We start from the raw sequence: 19,457 nt of genomic DNA on the forward strand, positions 1-19,457 counted from the left end.
AAGCTTAGGGTAGCTTGTTGTAGATGATAAATGCGGAGGATAAAAACCAAACATATTAGGAGGAAATTCACATGTCAGTAATTTCTATGAAACAATTACTTGAAGCTGGTGTACATTTCGGTCACCAAACTCGTCGTTGGAACCCAAAAATGAAGAAATATATCTTCGTTGAACGTAACGGGATCTACATCATCGACTTACAAAAAACTGTTAAAAAATTAGAGGAAGCTTATGACTTCATGCGTCAAGTTGGTCAAGACGGTGGTAAAGTTCTTTTCGTTGGTACGAAAAAACAAGCACAAGAAGCGATCAAAGATGAAGCTGAACGTTCAGGCAACTACTACATCAACCAACGTTGGTTAGGTGGTACTCTTACAAACTTCGGTACAATTCAAAAACGTGTTGCACGTATGAAACAAATCGAAAAAATGGAAGAAGAAGGAACTTTCGAAGTTCTTCCTAAAAAAGAAGTAATCCAACTTAAAAAAGAACACGAACGTCTAATCAAATTCTTAGGCGGTATCCGTGATATGCACGATCTTCCAGACGTAATGTTCGTGGTTGACCCACGTAAAGAACGTATTGCGGTTGCAGAAGCTCGTAAATTAAACATCCCTCTAGTAGGTATTGTTGATACTAACTGTGATCCAGATGAAATCGACTACGTAATCCCTGCTAATGATGATGCTATTCGCGCTGTTAAACTTTTAACTGCTAAAATGGCTGACGCTTTAATCGAGTCAAAACAAGGTGAAGAAGAAGCTCCAGCTGTAGAAGCTGCTGCTGAGTAATTCACGTTTACAAAAAGGTGATAAGTGGCTCAAAACCCTTATCACCTTTTTTAGAACCTATCATTAAATTATGTTCAACCAATTTGAGGAGGAAACACTAAATGGCAAACATTACTGCACAATTAGTAAAAGAATTACGCGAAAAAACTGGCGCTGGTATGATGGATTGTAAAAAAGCGTTAGTACAAACTGATGGCGACTTAGAAGCAGCTATCGACTTCCTACGTGAAAAAGGTCTTTCTTCAGCTGCTAAAAAAGCTGACCGTATCGCTGCAGAAGGTACAACTTATATTTTAGAACAAGGTAACGAAGCAATCATCCTTGAAGTAAATGCTGAAACTGACTTTGTTGCGAAAAACGACAAATTCCAAGTATTAGTTGCATCTTTAGCTGAGCAATTACTTGCTGCTAAACCTGCATCAGTTGAAGCTGCTTTAGAGCTTGCAAATGCTGAAGGCGTAAAAATTGTAGATCAAATTTCTTCTGCTATTGCAACAATTGGAGAAAAAATTACACTTCGTCGTTTCGAAATTAAAACAAAATCTGATGCAGATGCATTCGGTTCATACTTACACATGGGCGGCCGTATCGGTGTATTAGTAACTTTAGAAGGCTCTACTGATGCAGCAGCTGCTAAAGATGTTGCTATGCACATTGCAGCAATTAACCCAACTTATGTTTCTCGCGATGAAGTTTCTGCTGAAGAAGTTGAACGTGAGCGTAAAGTATTAACTGAACAAGCTCTTAACGAAGGTAAACCAGAAAACATCGTTGCAAAAATGGTTGAAGGCCGTCTTGGTAAATATTTCGAAGATGTTTGCTTACTTGACCAAACTTTCGTTAAAAACTCAGATCAAAAAGTACGTGATTTTGTAGCTTCAACTGGTGGTTCTGTAAACGGCTTTGTACGTTACGCTGTTGGTGAAGGTATCGAAAAACGTGAAGATAACTTTGCAGAAGAAGTAATGAGCCAAGTTAAAGGTAACTAATTTAGCTTGCATTTGATTCTAATCAAATAATATCTAGATTATCTAGACAAAAAAATGGGGAACACAACATAGCGTGTTCCCTATTTTTCCGAAATGAATGAAAAAAATTGAAGATAATTTTCTATTCTGCCTTATTCACAACTAGCAATTATTGTTAGATATACTATAATGGAAAAGGGAATAGGGATGTTTTAAATAAAGTCTTACGGAGGTTTACAATGAGTGTACCGCAATATAAACGAGTAGTTATTAAACTAAGTGGTGAAGCGTTAGCTGGAGAAGCGGGCTTCGGTTTATCACCAAAAATAATCAAGTCTGTTGCAGAAGAAGTAAAAGAAGTAGTAGATCTTGATGTAGAAGTTGCTGTTGTTGTAGGTGGCGGTAATATATGGCGTGGAAAAATAGGTAGTGAAATGGGAATGGATCGTGCTGCTGCGGACTATATGGGCATGCTGGCAACCGTAATGAACTCCCTAGCTTTACAAGATGCACTTGAAAAATTAGGCATTGAAACACGTGTTCAATCTTCTATTGTGATGACTCAAGTAGCGGAGCCATACATTCGTCGTAAAGCAGTTAGACATCTTGAGAAAAAGCGTGTTGTTATCTTTGCAGCAGGGACAGGTAATCCGTTCTTCTCTACTGATACGACTGCCGCATTACGAGCAGCAGAAATTGATGCTGATGCAATTTTAATGGCTAAAAACAATGTCGATGGCGTTTATTCAGCGGATCCTAAAGTGGATGAGACAGCCATTAAATATGATACACTCACATACTTAGACGTTATCCAACAAGGCTTACAAGTAATGGATTCAACGGCTTCAACTTTATGTATGGATAACGATATCCCGCTAATTGTTTTCTCAATTACGGAGCCGGGTAACATTAAACGAGCTGTACAAGGCGAAAAAATCGGAACAGTTGTTAGGAGGAATGTATAATGGCTAAACAAGTATTAGAACAAGCTAAAGAAAAAATGAACAAAACAATCGCAGCTTTCTCACGCGAACTAGCATCTATTCGTGCAGGTCGTGCGAACGCATCTCTATTAGATCGTATTTCGGTTGATTACTATGGAGCAGCAACACCAATTAACCAACTTGCGGGTGTTTCTATACCTGAAGCTCGTTTATTAGTAATTACGCCTTACGATAAATCAATTTTAGGTGATATTGAAAAAGCAATTATGAAATCAGATATTGGTATTACACCAACAAATGATGGTTCTGTCATTCGTCTTATGATTCCTGCTTTAACAGAAGAGCGTCGTAAGGATCTAGTAAAACAAGTGAAAAAAGAAGCGGAAGATGCAAAAATTGCTGTACGTAATGTTCGTCGTGATGCAAATGATGATTTGAAAAAACTTGAAAAAGCTGGCGAAATCACAGAAGACGATCTACGTGGCTATGGGGAAGATATTCAAAAGTTAACAGATGAATTCATTGTGAAAGTAGATCAAGTAGCGAAAGATAAAGAAAAAGAAATTTTAGAGGTGTAAAGAAACCTTTTACACGTCTATGATGGAACTTTTTGATGAGATGAAGGCGTCCTATACTTAACAGGACGTCTTTTCTCTTTATTATTCATAGCCAAATTGCTTACTCAAATAGAGAGCATGTATGAATGTGAAAAGGTCATTAATGATACAATCATCATTATTTAACAAACTCATTCTTTAATATGTGTATAGTTCTAAAATAAGCTAGTACATACATAGTCAATTTAGAGGGAAAAAAAAGACAAAAGGCGCTTTTGTTTGTTATGATAGGTTAGTATACGTCCGATTAGTTGTAGTGGGGGAGTTAGCATGTTTAAAAAGCTATTAGGTAAACAAATAAATATGGATACACTATCATTGGAGGAGCGTGTGGCCCTAGCTAAAAGCGAGCCGATTCCTGCCCATGTAGCGATTATTATGGACGGAAATGGACGTTGGGCGAAGAAAAGAGCTATGCCACGTGTAGCTGGTCATCATGAAGGAATGAAGACGGTGCGTAAGGTGACAAGATTTGCGTCAGACTTGGGTATTAAAGTCTTAACTGTCTATGCATTTTCCACTGAAAATTGGAAGAGACCAAAACCTGAGGTAGATTTTCTTATGCGGTTACCTGTTGAGTTTTTAGGTTCCTTTTTACCAGAAATGATGGAGCGTAATGTACGTGTCGAAATGATTGGAGACCCATCTTTATTACCTGCCCATACACAAAAAGCGTTGTATGAGGCAATGGAAGAAACGAAGCATAATACAGGGCTTATTTTAAATTTTGCACTGAATTATGGTAGTCGTTCTGAAATGGTCAATGCCATGAAAATGATGCTTCAAAAAGTGCAGGACGGTCAATTAACGATGCAAGACATAACAGAAGATTGCTTAACATCTCATTTAATGACGGCACATTTACCTGAGCCAGATCTTTTAATTCGTACAAGTGGTGAAGTGCGATTAAGTAACTTTATGCTATGGCAGCTCGCCTATACAGAATTTTGGTTTACAGATACATTGTGGCCAGATTTTAGTGAGGAAAACTTACTCGAAGCGGTGGAAAACTATCAGAAACGTAATCGCCGTTACGGTGGGTTGAAGGGAGAAGAAACAACTTGAAACAACGAATTATTACCGCAATAATTGCAGCAGCACTTTTCATTCCATTCGTTATTTATGGAAAAGTACCATTTGCCATACTTGTGCTAGCAATGGCTATTGTCGGTTTTTATGAAATACTTAAGATGAAAGGTATTTCCATTTTTTCTGTACCTGGCTTCTTAGGACTGATCACTTTAATTTTACTGGTTATCCCGAAGGACTGGAGTGAAAGGGTTGTAGAATTAATAGGCTATTCGTCTAATCTAATGGTAGTCTATGGTCTAATGATGCTACTTCTTATTTACGTGGTTTTAGTAAAAAATAAAATAACTTTTGATGAAGTTGGCTTTATTTTATTAGGCGCTTTTTATGTGGGATTAGGATTCCATTATCTAATTGAAACTAGAAATATTGGATTAGAGTATGTTGTCTATTGCTTATTAGTTGTTTGGACAACGGATTCTGGTGCATATTTTGTAGGGAGAAAATTAGGGAAAAATAAGTTATGGCCAGAAATTTCACCTAAGAAAACGATCGAAGGCTTTATAGGTGGAATAGTCATTGCTGTTATTTTTGCAGTCGGTATGCAACTCCTTTACCCATTCGCAAATGGTTATATATCACTTGTTTTTGTAACGATTTTTGCCTCTATCATTGGTCAAATGGGCGATTTGGTAGAGTCTGCTATTAAACGTCACTTTGATGTAAAAGATTCAGGCAATATTTTACCAGGGCACGGAGGAATTTTAGATCGCTTTGATAGTCTATTATTTGTCGTGCCTCTACTTCATTTTTTACATTTATTTAGTAATTAATTGTATAGGAAAAGAATCTTGCTAAATCATTTGCTTAGATAGAAAAAGGGGACAATTTGTTGTGAAAAAAATTAGTTTATTAGGTGCAACGGGTTCAATTGGTTGGCAAACCTACGATATCTTAAAAGAACAACGTGATGCTTTTCAATTAGTAGCTTTTTCATCAGGAAAGAACCTAGAGAAAACGCGAGAAATGATTGAAACATTAAAGCCAGAATTAGTTTCTGTGCAATTAGAAGAAGACGCACTAACCCTAGCTAAAGAGTTTCCAAGTATCCAATTTACGTTTGGAGCAAAAGGACTTGTAGAGGTCGCAACACATCCAGATTCGACTGTACTTGTCAATGCTGTGCTTGGAAGTGTAGGCCTTGAATCAACATTAGCAGCCATTCGTATGGGCAAAACGATTGCTATTGCTAATAAAGAAACGCTTGTAACTGCTGGTCATTTAGTGATGGCAGAGGCCAAAAAATACAAAGTAGCCATCTTGCCTGTAGATAGTGAGCACTCTGCCATCTTCCAATCGATGAATGGTGAGAATCCGAAAAATATCGAACGTTTGATTATTACCGCTTCTGGTGGTAGCTTCCGTGATAAAACACGAGAACAATTAAAAGACGTGACGGTCGCAGATGCACTGAACCATCCAAACTGGTCTATGGGTGCAAAGATTACGATAGATTCTGCTACAATGATGAATAAGGGATTAGAAGTCATCGAAGCACATGTTTTATTTGATATGCCTTATGATAAAATAGATGTACTTTTGCATAGAGAAAGTATTATTCACTCTCTAGTTGAGTATCATGATACTAGTGTTATTGCTCAGCTAGGTACACCCGATATGCGTGTGCCAATCCAATATGCTTTAAGCTACCCAGACCGTATACCATTACAAAATGGTCAGCGACTAAATTTAGCGCAAATTGGTCAACTACATTTTCAAGAGATGGACTTTGAGCGATACCCTGCTTTGCGTTTAGCGTATGAGGCTGGTCGTATGGGTGGTACGATTCTGACAGCAATGAATGCAGCAAACGAAGCGGCAGTTGCAGCCTTTTTACGAGGGAAAATCACATTCCTTGAAATTGATGAGACGATTGAACGTGTGATGCAGGCACATCAAAACATTGCAGTACCAGATTTACAAACCATATTACATGTGGATAGTGAGACAAGAAAAATAGTGTTAGACATGGTAAAATAACGAAAGCACTGTATCGTTAACTAATCGCTATTAAAGGTGGGGTATTATGCAAACAGCCATTGCATTTATATTAATATTTGGTATGCTCGTCTTCTTCCATGAACTTGGACATTTCTTATTCGCCAAACGTGCAGGTATCTTAGTACGTGAATTTGCGATCGGAATGGGTCCCAAAATTTATGGAAAAACGCATGGTGAAACAATGTATACTATTCGATTATTACCAATCGGGGGATACGTACGTATGGCCGGCGAGGATATGGATGGCACGGAATTACAGCCAGGCTACCGAATAGGGCTTATTGTGAATGAAGATAATGTTGTTAAAAAAATTATTTTCAATCAAAATAATAAGCAGTTACCAGATTTATTATTTTTAGAAGTTGAACGCGCCGATTTAGAGAAGGAGTTATTTGTAGAGGGTTATGATGAAGAAGAACGTCTAGTTCGTTATCAAGTAGCTAGAGACTGTGTGCTTGTGGAAAATGGTCGTGAACTTGTCATTGCGCCACACGATCGTCAATTTAATGCAAAGACAGTTGGTCAACGAGCAATGACTATCTTTGCAGGCCCTTTGTTTAACTTTATTCTCGCGTTTGTGATTTATTTAGTGATTGGATTGATCCATGGTGTACCAACATACGAGCCAATTATCACAGAAGTAGTAGAGAATGATCCAGCTGCACAAGCAGGGATGCTGGCAGGAGATAGAGTAACAGCTATTAACGGACAAGCAGTTGAAAAATGGCAAGATTTAGCTGCAATCGTTCAAGATCATCCAAACGAAGATATTGCTGTGACAGTTGAACGAAATGGACAATCAGTGAACTTAAATATGACTGTTAAGGAAATCCAGCAGGATGGCGAGAAATATGGTCAAATAGGTGTACGCTATGAAAGTCCCAGAGAATTTAACCCATTAAAGGCAGTTGTTTATGGAGCTCAAGAAACCTATAATATGACAGTGAAAATATTTGAACTATTAGGTATGCTAATAACTGGTAAGTTTACAATAGACGCACTTTCAGGTCCTGTAGGTATTTATAAAGCAACAGAGCAAGTTGCCCAATATGGTATTATGAACCTAATGAATTGGGCAGCAATGCTAAGTATTAACTTAGGAATTATGAACCTACTTCCATTACCAGCACTTGACGGAGGCCGTTTATTATTCTTTGGCTTTGAAGCTTTACGTGGTAAACCAATTGACCGTCAAAAAGAAGGTATTGTACATTTTGTAGGAATCGTCCTACTCATGATTCTAATGGTGGTTGTTACATGGAACGATATACAAAGATTTTTCTTTTAATTCATTGACAGTTAAATGAAATTTGATTTCCTAGCTTTGAGCGCAATTTCGATGAAACATTGCGCTCAAAGCTAAATTTGTTTATGCTATTGAGAGTATAAACTTATCTATTGAAAAAGGTGGAACACTGAATGAAGCAAAGTAAAACATTTATCCCAACGTTACGTGAAGTACCTGCTGATGCTGAGGTAAAGTCACATAAGCAATTACTACGTGCAGGGTTTATTCGTCAAAATACAAGTGGGGTATACTCGTATTTACCGCTTGCAAAACGTGTGCTAACAAAAATTGAAACAATTATCCGAGAAGAAATGGAAGCTATCAACTCCATTGAGCTACTAATGCCATCTCTACAATCTGCTGAGCTATGGCAGGAATCAGGTCGCTGGGAAAAATACGGACCTGAATTAATGCGCTTAAAAGACCGACATGACCGTGATTTTGCATTAGGGCCAACACATGAAGAAGTCATTACAACTTTAGTCCGTGATGAAATTAAATCATATAAAAAATTACCGCTAACATTGTATCAAATTCAAACCAAATTCCGTGATGAAAAACGTCCTCGCTTTGGCTTACTACGAGGAAGAGAATTTATCATGAAAGATGCTTATTCTTTCCATGCGTCACGTGAAAGTTTAGATGAAACATATGAAGATATGTATCGTGCTTATTCTAATATTTTCTCCCGTCTCGGCCTAAACTACCGTGCTGTTATTGCAGATGCAGGTTCGATTGGCGGTAAAGGAACACATGAATTTATGGTCCTTTCTGAAATTGGGGAAGATACAATTGCGTACTCAGATACTTCTGATTATGCAGCAAATATCGAAATGGCTGAAGTTATTGTTGACTATCAACCATCTGATGAAGCTTTAAAAGATGTAGAAAAAGTAGCAACTCCAGAGCAAAAAACAATTGAAGATGTTTCAGCATTCTTAAAAGTAGAACCTGCTAATGTCATCAAATCTCTAGTTTTTGATGTAGATGGAGAGCTTGTAGTAGTGCTTGCACGTGGGGATCATGAAATTAATGATATCAAATTGAAAAATGCACTTGATGCAGGATCTGTGGAACTTGCAAGTGAAGCAGCGATTCAAGAATTATTAGGTTGTGGTGTTGGCTCAATTGGTCCAGTGAAATTACCGGTAGACGTAAAAGTTGTAGCAGACCATGCTATTAAATCTATCCGAAATGGTATTGCAGGTGCCAACGAAGATGGATTCCATTTAGTCAATGTTAACCCTGAGCGTGATTTTGCAGTTAATGACTATTTAGATATTCGTTTTATTCAAGAGGGAGATCCTTCTCCTGATGGACAAGGTAACATTAAGTTTGCAGAAGGTATCGAGGTTGGTCATATTTTCAAATTAGGTACTACATATTCTGCTAAAATGAATGGTACTTTCTTAGATGAGCAAGGTAAGGCTCAACCATTTATCATGGGGTGCTATGGTATTGGTGTTTCTCGTATTCTAGCTGCTGTAGCGGAGCACTTCCAAGATGACAATGGCTTTACATGGCCAACACAATTAGCGCCATATGATATTCATGTTGTGCCAGTAAACACAAAAGATGAGGCACAAGTGACATTAGCGGAGGAGCTTTATGGCTTATTAAAATCATACCGTTATGATGTGTTACTTGATGATCGTCCTGAACGAGCGGGTGTAAAATTCGCTGATGCTGATTTAATTGGCTTACCTGTTCGAGTAACTGTTGGTAAAAAAGCAACAGAAGGTATTGTAGAAGTGAAATTCCGTCAAACGGGTGAAACATTTGAATGGAAAAAAGAAGAAGTAATTGATCGTCTGAATGAATTTTTCCGTAAAAATTAATGACGAGCTAAAAATTGGTGATAATTAGAATTTGATGCTTTTAATAGAGGCTTTCGTATAATTTTGATAAGATAGATATAAATAATTCGCGACACTTCTGCGGGACAGTGAGCCAAGCAAGCAACAACAGATGGTAAAATATCTGTTAAACTTGAAGAGCGCCCGCAGTGTGGGAGCGAATTTTTTTCTTGAATTCATCACGCGTTTGAGACGAATTAGAACATGAGGCTAAAGAAATTGCCTCTTTCTGAAAGTAGGTGTCATTAGATTGGAACAGCAACAAGAGGCAAGAATGAGACTTCGAATGCTCTTGCAACAACTAGAGTTAACAGATGATGTATATATGTCATTTTTTGAGGAAGGTGAACTATCACGCCTGACAGTTCATAAAAAGGATAGACTTTGGCATTTCACAATTAAGTTAAAGGATATATTACCGTTTCCGTTATATCAGCTTTTCCGTACGCATTTGACAGAGAAATTTTCAGCAATCGCGCAAGTTAATACAACATTCGAAACATTGGAAAAAAATGTAACGGAGGAACTGGTGCAAGCGTACTGGCTAAATGTTGTGGAACAAATTGATGAGATGGCTCCAACGCTTAAAAATTGTCTCATCACCCAAATACCAACGTGGAACGGCCAAAAGATGACTTTATCCTGTATGCAGGAAATGGAATTTATGATGCTCAAAACAAAGTATGCTGACAAACTAGCAGAAAGCTATGGTCAATTTGGTTTCCCTCGTATGGCAATCGACTTTGTGCTACAAGAAGAAACAGAAGAAATGATAGCAGCACAGGAAGCATTTATGGAGCAGAAACGTCTGGAAGAAGTGGCTCTGGCACAGCAAGCGATGCAAGATTTCCAAAAGCGTGAGCAAGAGAAGAAAGACAATCCGGCACTGGCCAACCTTGGTGACCGTCCATTCCAACTTGGGATGCATATTAAAGATGATGAAATCATGGAAATTAAGCGGATTGTTGAAGAAGAGCGCCGTGTTATTATTGAAGGATTTGTCTTTGATACGGAAATAAAAGAATTAAAAAGTGGCCGTTCCTTATTACAAATCAAAATTACCGACTATACAGATTCCATCATTGTTAAAATGTTTTCTCGTGACAATGATGATGCTGAATTAATGCAACATCTGAAAAAGGGCATGTGGGTGAAAGTTCGAGGCTCTGTGCAAACCGATACGTTTATTCGTGATTTAATCGTCATGGCGAATGATATTAATGAAATCAAAAAAGAAACACGACAGGATTTAGCACCAGAGGGTGAAAAGCGTGTTGAATTACATTTGCATACACCAATGAGCCAAATGGACGCTGTTACACCTGTTGATCGGCTTGTTGCTCAAGCTGCAAAGTGGGGGCATCCAGCGATAGCTATTACAGATCATGCGGTGGTGCAATCTTTCCCTGAAGCATATGCAGCGGGCAAAAAACATGGCATTAAGATTATATATGGTCTGGAAGCAAATTTAGTTGATGATGGTGTACCAATTGCCTATGCTCCAGAGCATCGTTTATTAGCAGACACAACGTATGTTGTTTTTGACGTAGAAACGACAGGGCTATCAACTGCCTATGATACGATTATTGAATTGGCTGCAGTTAAAATTAAAGATGGACAAGTGATTGATAAATATGAAAGCTTTGCAAATCCACATCATCCACTTTCGGCCACTACCATTGAATTAACAGGTATTACAGATGATATGGTGCGAAATGCACCAGAGGTAGAGCAGGTCATTAAAGAATTTCATGCCTTTATCGGCGATGCAATCGTTGTCGCTCATAACGCATCATTTGATATAGGCTTCCTATATACAGGCTATAAAAAATTTGGTCTTGAAGAGACAATCCATCCTGTCATTGATACATTAGAGCTAGCAAGATTGCTTTATCCTACAATGAAAAACCATCGCTTGAATACACTGTGTAAAAAATTCAATATTGAATTAACACAGCATCACCGAGCAATTTATGATACAGAAGCGACAGGATATCTATTGTTGCAGCTATTAAAGGATGCTGATGAGCTAGCTATTAAATACCATGATGACTTCAATAAGCATATTGGTGGTGGGGATGCCTATAAAAAAGGTAGACCTATGCATTGTACAATTTTAGCAGTTGATAATGCAGGCTTAAAAAACTTATTTAAAATCGTCTCACACTCTCATACAAAAACATTCTATCGTGTTCCTCGGGTGACACGTGCTGTGCTTGAACAATATCGTGAGGGTTTATTAGTTGGATCAGGTTGCAGTAATGGTGAAGTATTCGAAACAATGATGAATAAGTCTCCAGAGGAAGCAGAGAAAGTCGCTCGTTTTTATGATTATATTGAGGTGCAACCGAAGGCTGTATATGCACCATTAATCGAACGCAATGTTGTACGTGATGAATGGACATTAGAAGATATTATTCGTAAACTTGTTAAACTCGGGAAGAAGCTAGATAAACCTGTTGTTGCAACTGGAAATGTTCATTATTTAGATCCGACAGATGGGATGTTTAGGCAAATACTTATTGGTTCACAAGGTGGAGCAAATATTTTAAATCGTTCTAAGCTACCAGAGGTACATTTTAGAACAACTGATGAAATGCTGAAAGAATTTGATTTTTTAGGACCCGATCTTGCAAAAGAAGTGGTTGTGACGAATGCTCAAAAAGTAGCAGCAAGTATTGGAGACGTTAAACCGATTAAGGATGACCTATATACACCAAAAATTGAGGGCTCTGATGATGAAGTAACCAATTTAACTTATGAAATGGCCCATCGTATTTATGGTGAGGAATTACCGGAAATTGTGAAAGCTCGAATTGAGAAAGAGTTAAAATCGATTTTGGGACACGGTTTTGGTGTAATTTATTTAATTTCTGCCAAGCTAGTGAAAAAATCATTAGCTGATGGCTATTTAGTAGGGTCACGTGGTTCGGTAGGTTCCTCATTAGTAGCCACTTTTATGGAAATCACAGAGGTTAACCCATTACCTCCTCACTATATTTGTCCTAGTTGTAAACATTCCGAGTTTTTCGATGATGGATCTGTCAGCTCAGGCTTCGATTTACCAAATAAAGACTGTACGGAATGTGGAACACCTTATAAAAAAGATGGACAAGACATACCATTTGAAACCTTCCTTGGATTCAAAGGTGATAAGGTACCAGATATCGATTTAAATTTTTCGGGCGAATATCAGCCTCAAGCGCACAACTATACAAAGGTGCTATTTGGTGAGGATTATGTATTCCGTGCGGGAACAATTGGTACAGTTGCGGAGAAAACAGCATATGGCTATGTGAAGGGCTATGCAAATGATCATAATTTACATTTTCGTGGAGCAGAAGTTGATCGTTTAGTTCAAGGCTGTACAGGAGTAAAACGTACAACTGGGCAACACCCTGGAGGAATTATTGTTGTTCCAGATTATATGGATATTTATGATTTCTCTCCAGTGCAATTCCCTGCAGATGCGCAGGATGCAGAATGGCGTACAACCCATTTTGATTTCCACTCTATTCATGACAATATTTTAAAGCTAGATATACTTGGACACGATGATCCAACGGTGATCAGGATGTTACAGGATTTATCAGGAATCGATCCTAAAACAATTCCGACCGATGATCCTGTCGTCATGAAAATTTTTAGTTCTCCTGAATCTTTAGGTGTTACAGAAAAGCAAATTGGCTGTAAGACAGGGACACTAGGTATACCAGAATTCGGTACGCGTTTTGTACGTCAAATGCTAGAAGATACAAAGCCTTCGACATTTTCGGAGCTTGTACAAATTTCTGGACTTTCCCATGGAACAGACGTATGGCTAGGGAATGCACAAGAATTAATTCAAAACGGTACATGTGTGCTAAAAGAAGTAATTGGTTGTCGTGATGACATTATGGTGTATTTAATTTATCAAGGTCTAGAGCCGTCACTAGCCTTCAAAATTATGGAATCTGTTCGTAAAGGGAAAGGTTTATCAGAAGAATTTGAAGCGGAGATGCTCGCTAATAAAGTACCAGGTTGGTATATTGAATCTTGTAAAAAGATAAAATACATGTTCCCGAAAGCCCATGCCGCAGCATACGTGCTAATGGCAGTACGAATTGCTTGGTTCAAGGTACATTTTCCAATCCTTTATTATGCAGCGTATTTCACAGTTCGAGCAGATGATTTTGATTTAATTGCAATGGTACAAGGATCGCAAATGATTCGAGCAAGGATTGATGAAATCAATATGAAAGGCTTAGATGCATCTACTAAAGAGAAAAACTTATTAACGGTGCTAGAGCTTGCACTGGAAATGTGTGAGCGAGGTATGAGTTTCCAAAAGGTTGACCTATATCGTTCCCAAGCTAGTGAGTTTGTCATTGATGGCAATTCACTAATTCCTCCGTTTGATGCAATTCCGGGTCTTGGAACCAACGTGGCGAAAACGATTGTAGCTGCTCGTGAAGAGGGAGAGTTTTTATCCAAGGAAGATTTACAGCAACGTGGTCGTGTTTCCAAAACACTTATTGAATACATGGACCAGCTTGGTTGTTTAGAAGGCATGCCTGATGCTAATCAGCTATCGCTATTCTAGTTTTGCAATTGTTTTGCATGGAAAGGTCATAATGTCAATTCAAATTCCTGACACAATATGGTTATCTATAATGAAGGAAATTTGCATTGTGTCGAGAACTGTGCTATTCTTATGGTAATAATTTGTTGATATTTTTCCAGCAAAAGAGTGGGGCATACCCGCTCTTTTCTGTTGTTTAACCGTAGCAAAACAAATTTTGACTAACAGCAGGTAAGACCGTAAAATTTCACCAAAGCAACTGGTGGAATTTCTGTTTTATTATGGTTCATTACTGCGTTAACTTGATAGTGATGAACAATTCATACGCTAGAATTTGATAAATACAGGAGGAAATAATGAGCAAAGTACCATCTTTAATTGAAGAGCTCGCTAAACCAATTGTGGATGAGTTAAATCTTGAGCTAGTGGATATTGAGTTCGTAAAAGAAGGACGTAACTGGTTTTTACGTGTCTATGTTGATACACCTGAAGGTGGAATTGACATCGATCAATGTGCTCAAGTGAGTGAACGACTAAGCTTGTTATTGGATGAAAAAGATCCAATTACACAAAACTATTATTTAGAAGTTTCTTCGCCTGGAGCGGAACGTCCATTAAAAAAAGATACAGATTTTGTCAAAGCAGTTGGCAAGTTTATTTATGTAAAAACCTATGAGCCCATCAAGGACATGAAGGAATTCCAAGGCTACTTAACGTCATACGATGAACATACATTAGTGATGGAAGTGCGTATTAAAACACGTAAAATAACAGTAACAATTGAACAAGAAAAAATCGCATTGGCACGACTTGCCATTGATTTTTCAGCATAAAGCATATTTAGGAGTGAAAACAAAATGAGTAGTGATTTGTTAGATGCGCTGAATGCGCTAGAAGAACAAAAAGGAATTTCAAGAGATGTGTTAATCGAAGCCATTGAAGCGGCATTAGTTACAGCTTACAAACGCAACTTTAACCAAGCACAAAATGTTCGAGTAGACTTAAATTTAGATAAGGGCTCAATTCGTGTATTTTCACGTAAAGATGTTGTGGAAGAGGTAGAAGATGATCGTTTGCAAATTTCTTTAGAAGATGCAAAAGTCATTAATCCAGCCTATCAGCTAGAGGATATCGTGGAGCAGGAAGTAACACCACGTAACTTTGGACGCATTGCTGCACAAACAGCAAAGCAGGTAGTTACACAACGCGTACGTGAAGCGGAACGAGGTTTAATTTATGAGCAATACGTAGATCGTGAAGATGATATCGTAACTGGCGTTGTTGAACGTTTAGATGCTCGTAATATCTATGTAGGTTTAGGCAAAGTAGAAGCGGCATTGCCTGTTAATGAACAAATCCAAGGTGAATCTTATCATCCGCATGATCGTATTAAAGTGTATATTACAAAAGTGGAACGTACAACACGTGGACCTCAAGTGATTGTGTCTCGTACACATCCTGGTTTATTACGTCGATTATTTGAGATGGAAGTACCTGAAATTTATGAGGGTATTGTAGAGATTAAATCAATTGCACGTGAAGCTGGAGATCGCTCTAAAATTTCTGTTTTCGCACATAATGAGGAAGTGGATCCAGTTGGTTCATGTGTTGGAGCAAAGGGAGCTCGTGTACAAACGATTGTCAATGAACTAAATGGCGAAAAAATTGATATCGTAGAATGGTCTGAAGACCCAGTTGTATTTGTAGCTAATGCATTAAGCCCATCAAAAGTATTAGATGTACAAGTGAATGAAGAAGAAAAGTCGACAACAGTCGTGGTACCAGACTATCAATTATCTCTAGCTATCGGTAAACGTGGGCAAAATGCTCGCCTAGCAGCGAAGCTTACTGGCTGGAAAATTGATATTAAGAGTGAGACTGATGCTCGTGAATTAGGTATTTATCCTTCGGCTACAAGCACTTTCATCCCTGCTGATGATGAAGAAAGTGATTTTGATGATGTAGCAGTTGACTTATATCAAGACGACGAAGAATAAGTAAGAAAGCCCGTGTGACAAGTTAGCTGACAGTATTCAGTGGGCCCCCTACGCCGACTGAATACTGTCAGAGCGTCAAGTAGAGCATGACTTGTCCACCTCTTACGACAAGCTTCAGAGAGGAATGGTGATTCTTATGGCTGTAAACAAAAAAGTACCTCTTCGTAAATGTGTAGCAACTGGAGAAATGCTACCAAAGAAAGAGATGATACGTGTTGTTCGTTCGAAAGAGGGCGAAGTAAGTGTAGATATCTCCGGGAAAAAGCCTGGGCGCGGTGCCTATGTCTCTAAATCAGAGCAGGCAGTTGACCTCGCGCGTAAGAAAAATGTATTAGGGCACCAACTTGATGTGAAAATTCCTGAAGAAATATACGAGGAACTTATTTTGCTGATTCGTAGGGAGTCAATTTTATGATAAATCAAGCAATATTTAATTTGCTTGGAATCGCAGCAAGAGCACGTAAGGTGATTTCAGGAGAAGAGTTAGTAGTAAAGGAAGTCCGCAATGGCAATGCTAAACTAGTACTGCTTGCAAACGATGCTTCTAAAAACTCTAGTAAAAAAATTCAAGATAAGTGCACGTACTACAACGTTGAGTATCATGTAATTGGAGATCGATATGATCTAGGACATGCTACAGGTAAGGAGGCCCGTGTGGCTTTAGCTATTACCGATAAAGGTTTTGCAAGTAAATTGTCTAGTCTACTCAACGAAAACTAATCGGGGGTGAGCAGATGACCAAAATCAGAGTTCATGAATATGCGAAGCAAGTGAATAAAACGAGTAAAGAGGTTATTGAAGCACTAAGTAAATTAAATGTGAGTGTAACAAACCATATGTCTATGTTGGAAAAAGACGCTGTGGCAAAGTTAAATCAAACATTTAAAGCAACACCTGAGAAAAATGTAGCAAAACAATCAACTCAAAACATGGCACAAAAATCTCAATCAAATGGCCAGCAAAAACCACAGCATTCGGTGAAAAAGCAAGAAGGACAAAGGCAGCAATCTGCTACTTCTAAGCCAAAAGCAAACAATCAGCAACATGCACAGCAAAACTCAAATTCGTCTAACGAAAAATCTAAGAATACAAAAGGTAATCAAAATAGAAATATGACACAAAATAATAATAATAACAATAATAATCGTAGAGGTGGCGGTGGTTACAACCAACGTCCAAAACCAGGGATTCATGGAGGCAAACGTCGCCATCCAAAAACGCATCAACCATCAATTCCAGTGAAACAAAAGGAACTTCCAGAAAAAATTACTTTTGTTGAATCATTATCAGTTGCAGAATTAGCAAAAAAATTACACCGTGAGCCATCTGAAATCATTAAAAAATTATTCATGCTTGGCGTAATGGCAACAATTAACCAAGAATTAGATAAGGATGCAATTGAATTAATTTGCGCAGACTACGGTGTAGAAGTGGAAGAAGAAATTCGTGTAGATATTACGGATTTAGAAACACACTTCGAGCAAACAGAAGAAGTAAACGAGGCAGATTTATCAGAACGTCCGCCAGTTGTAACAATTATGGGTCACGTTGACCATGGTAAAACAACTTTATTAGACTCTATTCGCCATACAAAAGTAACAGCAGGAGAAGCTGGTGGTATTACACAACATATTGGTGCATACCAAGTGACAGAAGGCGACAAGAAAATTACATTCCTTGATACACCAGGACATGCGGCTTTCACAACAATGCGTGCGCGTGGTGCAAAAGTAACGGATTTAACAATTTTAGTTGTAGCTGCTGATGATGGTGTTATGCCACAAACAGTAGAAGCGATCAATCATGCCAAGGCTGCTGAAGTACCAATAATTGTGGCTGTGAATAAAATGGATAAACCATCGGCAAATCCAGATCGTGTGATGCAAGAATTAACAGAACATGGTTTAGTTCCTGAAGCATGGGGTGGAGATACAATTTTCGTTCCAATTTCAGCGTTAAAAGGTGAAGGCATTGATACATTGTTAGAGATGATTTTACTTGTAGCTGAAGTAGGCGAGCTTAAAGCAAATCCAGAACGTTTAGCACTTGGAACAGTAATCGAAGCTCAGCTTGATAAAGGTCGTGGCTCTGTTGCTACGCTTTTAGTACAAGATGGAACATTAAAAGTAGGTGACCCAATCGTTGTAGGTCATACGTATGGTCGTGTACGTGCGATGGTAAATGACAAAGGTCGTCGAGTAAAAGAAGCTGGCCCATCAACTCCAGTTGAAATTACAGGTTTAAATGATGTACCTCAAGCAGGTGACCGTTTCGTTGTCTTTGAAGACGAGAAAACCGCACGTCAAGTTGGAGAAACAAGAGCAATGTCAGCGATTCAAGCACAACGTTCAGAAAAACAACGTGTAACGCTTGATAACTTATTTGAACAAATGAGCCAAGGCGAAATGAAAGAGCTCAACTTAATTGTGAAAGCTGACGTTCAAGGTACTGTTGAAGCTATGGCAGCCTCCCTAATGAAAATTGATGTGGAAGGCGTAAATGTGAAAATTATTCATACAGGTGCTGGAGCTATTACCGAATCTGATATTTCTCTTGCAGCAGCTTCTAATGCTATCGTTATTGGATTTAATGTACGTCCGGATGTTAACGCAAAACGTGCAGCAGAAGAAGAGGGTGTAGATATTCGCTTACACCGCATTATCTATAAAGTAATTGAAGAAATTGAACAAGCAATGAAAGGTATGCTTGATCCTGAATTTGAAGAAAAAATTATTGGTCAAGCAGAAGTTCGTCAAACAATTAAAGTATCAAAAGTTGGTACAATTGCTGGTTCATATGTAACAGAAGGAAAGGTAACACGTGATTCAGGTGTACGTGTGATCCGTGATAACGTCGTTATTTTTGAAGGTGAGCTAGATACGCTTAAACGCTTCAAAGATGAAGTAAAAGAAGTGGCAAAAGGATACGAATGTGGTATTACGATTACAAACTTCAACGATATTAAAGAAGGCGACATTATTGAAGCCTATATTATGGAAGAGGTTAAACGCGCCTAATGATCGTGTATGCAGAGGTTGAATTTATCATTCAAACTGCCCATTCGTTAAAGGAAAAGCGTGCTGTCTTACAGCGTATGATTACCCGCACAAAGCAGAAATTTAACGTTTCTATTGCGGAAATTGACCATCAAAATGTATGGCAGCGTACGAAATTAGCACTTGTTGCTGTTTCTTCGTCCAAAGAAGCAGCTGAACGAGAAATTAATCACGCGCTCCACTATTTAGAGTCAAATCCGTCATGGGAACAGCTTAATGTGTGGCGAGATTATTTATAAGTAACAGTAGATAGTTGAGCGTATGATTTAGCCATAAAATATCAACTATC

General features: G+C 38.3%; 16 protein-coding genes. All 16 read left to right on the forward strand.

Going from position 1 to position 19,457, the window contains the following annotated elements; genetic code table 11:
• The first annotated feature begins 71 nt into the window (after positions 1–71).
• The 16 genes from rpsB (at position 72) to L6W14_RS05060 (ending at position 19,407) form a co-directional block, all read left to right on the forward strand.
• Positions 72–791 (forward strand): 30S ribosomal protein S2, encoded by a 720-nt coding sequence (gene rpsB / locus L6W14_RS04985; RefSeq protein WP_004269262.1) that lies wholly within the window; start codon positions 72–74, stop codon positions 789–791.
• A 101-nt stretch (positions 792–892) separates the two neighbouring features.
• The gene (gene tsf / locus L6W14_RS04990; protein WP_131521886.1) at positions 893–1,780 is read left to right on the forward strand and encodes a translation elongation factor Ts; all 888 of its coding nucleotides are present in this window, start codon (positions 893–895) and stop codon (positions 1,778–1,780) included.
• A 218-nt stretch (positions 1,781–1,998) separates the two neighbouring features.
• Positions 1,999–2,724 carry a UMP kinase gene (gene pyrH, locus L6W14_RS04995; protein ID WP_004269260.1) on the forward strand — a complete coding sequence of 242 codons (726 nt, stop codon included), beginning with the start codon at positions 1,999–2,001 and terminating at the stop codon, positions 2,722–2,724.
• Entirely contained in the window at positions 2,724–3,281 is a 558-nt protein-coding gene (gene frr / locus L6W14_RS05000; protein ID WP_004269259.1) for a ribosome recycling factor, read from the forward strand. The genes pyrH and frr overlap by 1 nt, the downstream gene beginning before the upstream one ends.
• 309 nt (positions 3,282–3,590) lie before the next feature.
• Entirely contained in the window at positions 3,591–4,385 is a 795-nt protein-coding gene (locus L6W14_RS05005; RefSeq protein WP_004269258.1) for an undecaprenyl pyrophosphate synthase, read from the forward strand.
• Positions 4,382–5,182, forward strand: coding sequence for a phosphatidate cytidylyltransferase (locus L6W14_RS05010; RefSeq protein WP_237899670.1), 801 nt, complete (start codon positions 4,382–4,384; stop codon positions 5,180–5,182). The genes L6W14_RS05005 and L6W14_RS05010 overlap by 4 nt, the downstream gene beginning before the upstream one ends.
• Positions 5,183–5,243: 61 nt before the next feature.
• The gene (gene dxr, locus L6W14_RS05015; protein ID WP_237899672.1) at positions 5,244–6,389 is read left to right on the forward strand and encodes a 1-deoxy-D-xylulose-5-phosphate reductoisomerase; all 1,146 of its coding nucleotides are present in this window, start codon (positions 5,244–5,246) and stop codon (positions 6,387–6,389) included.
• Between the two features lie 46 nt (positions 6,390–6,435).
• Positions 6,436–7,698 (forward strand): RIP metalloprotease RseP, encoded by a 1,263-nt coding sequence (rseP, locus tag L6W14_RS05020; RefSeq protein ID WP_054550529.1) that lies wholly within the window; start codon positions 6,436–6,438, stop codon positions 7,696–7,698.
• A 131-nt stretch (positions 7,699–7,829) separates the two neighbouring features.
• Positions 7,830–9,536, forward strand: a complete 1,707-nt coding sequence (locus L6W14_RS05025) for a proline--tRNA ligase (protein WP_131521883.1) — start codon at positions 7,830–7,832, stop codon at positions 9,534–9,536.
• Between the two features lie 268 nt (positions 9,537–9,804).
• On the forward strand, positions 9,805–14,136 hold the full coding sequence (locus L6W14_RS05030) for a PolC-type DNA polymerase III (RefSeq protein WP_131521882.1): 4,332 nt from the start codon (positions 9,805–9,807) through the stop codon (positions 14,134–14,136).
• Between the two features lie 335 nt (positions 14,137–14,471).
• Positions 14,472–14,948, forward strand: coding sequence for a ribosome maturation factor RimP (gene rimP, locus L6W14_RS05035; protein ID WP_004269252.1), 477 nt, complete (start codon positions 14,472–14,474; stop codon positions 14,946–14,948).
• 24 nt (positions 14,949–14,972) lie between these two features.
• Positions 14,973–16,112, forward strand: coding sequence for a transcription termination factor NusA (nusA, locus tag L6W14_RS05040; protein ID WP_131521881.1), 1,140 nt, complete (start codon positions 14,973–14,975; stop codon positions 16,110–16,112).
• Positions 16,113–16,248: 136 nt separating this feature from the next.
• On the forward strand, positions 16,249–16,527 hold the full coding sequence (gene rnpM / locus L6W14_RS05045) for an RNase P modulator RnpM (RefSeq protein ID WP_131521880.1): 279 nt from the start codon (positions 16,249–16,251) through the stop codon (positions 16,525–16,527).
• Entirely contained in the window at positions 16,524–16,832 is a 309-nt protein-coding gene (locus tag L6W14_RS05050) for a YlxQ family RNA-binding protein (RefSeq protein WP_004225011.1), read from the forward strand. Before rnpM ends, L6W14_RS05050 begins: the two co-directional genes overlap by 4 nt.
• Positions 16,833–16,846: 14 nt before the next feature.
• The gene (gene infB, locus L6W14_RS05055) at positions 16,847–19,129 is read left to right on the forward strand and encodes a translation initiation factor IF-2 (RefSeq protein WP_131521879.1); all 2,283 of its coding nucleotides are present in this window, start codon (positions 16,847–16,849) and stop codon (positions 19,127–19,129) included.
• Positions 19,129–19,407, forward strand: coding sequence for a DUF503 domain-containing protein (locus L6W14_RS05060; protein ID WP_008178987.1), 279 nt, complete (start codon positions 19,129–19,131; stop codon positions 19,405–19,407). Before infB ends, L6W14_RS05060 begins: the two co-directional genes overlap by 1 nt.
• Positions 19,408–19,457: the final 50 nt, after the last annotated feature.

Origin of the sequence: Lysinibacillus sp. ACHW1.5 (genome assembly GCF_022014815.1) — a bacterium.
In the GTDB taxonomy this organism is placed as follows: domain Bacteria; phylum Bacillota; class Bacilli; order Bacillales_A; family Planococcaceae; genus Lysinibacillus; species Lysinibacillus capsici.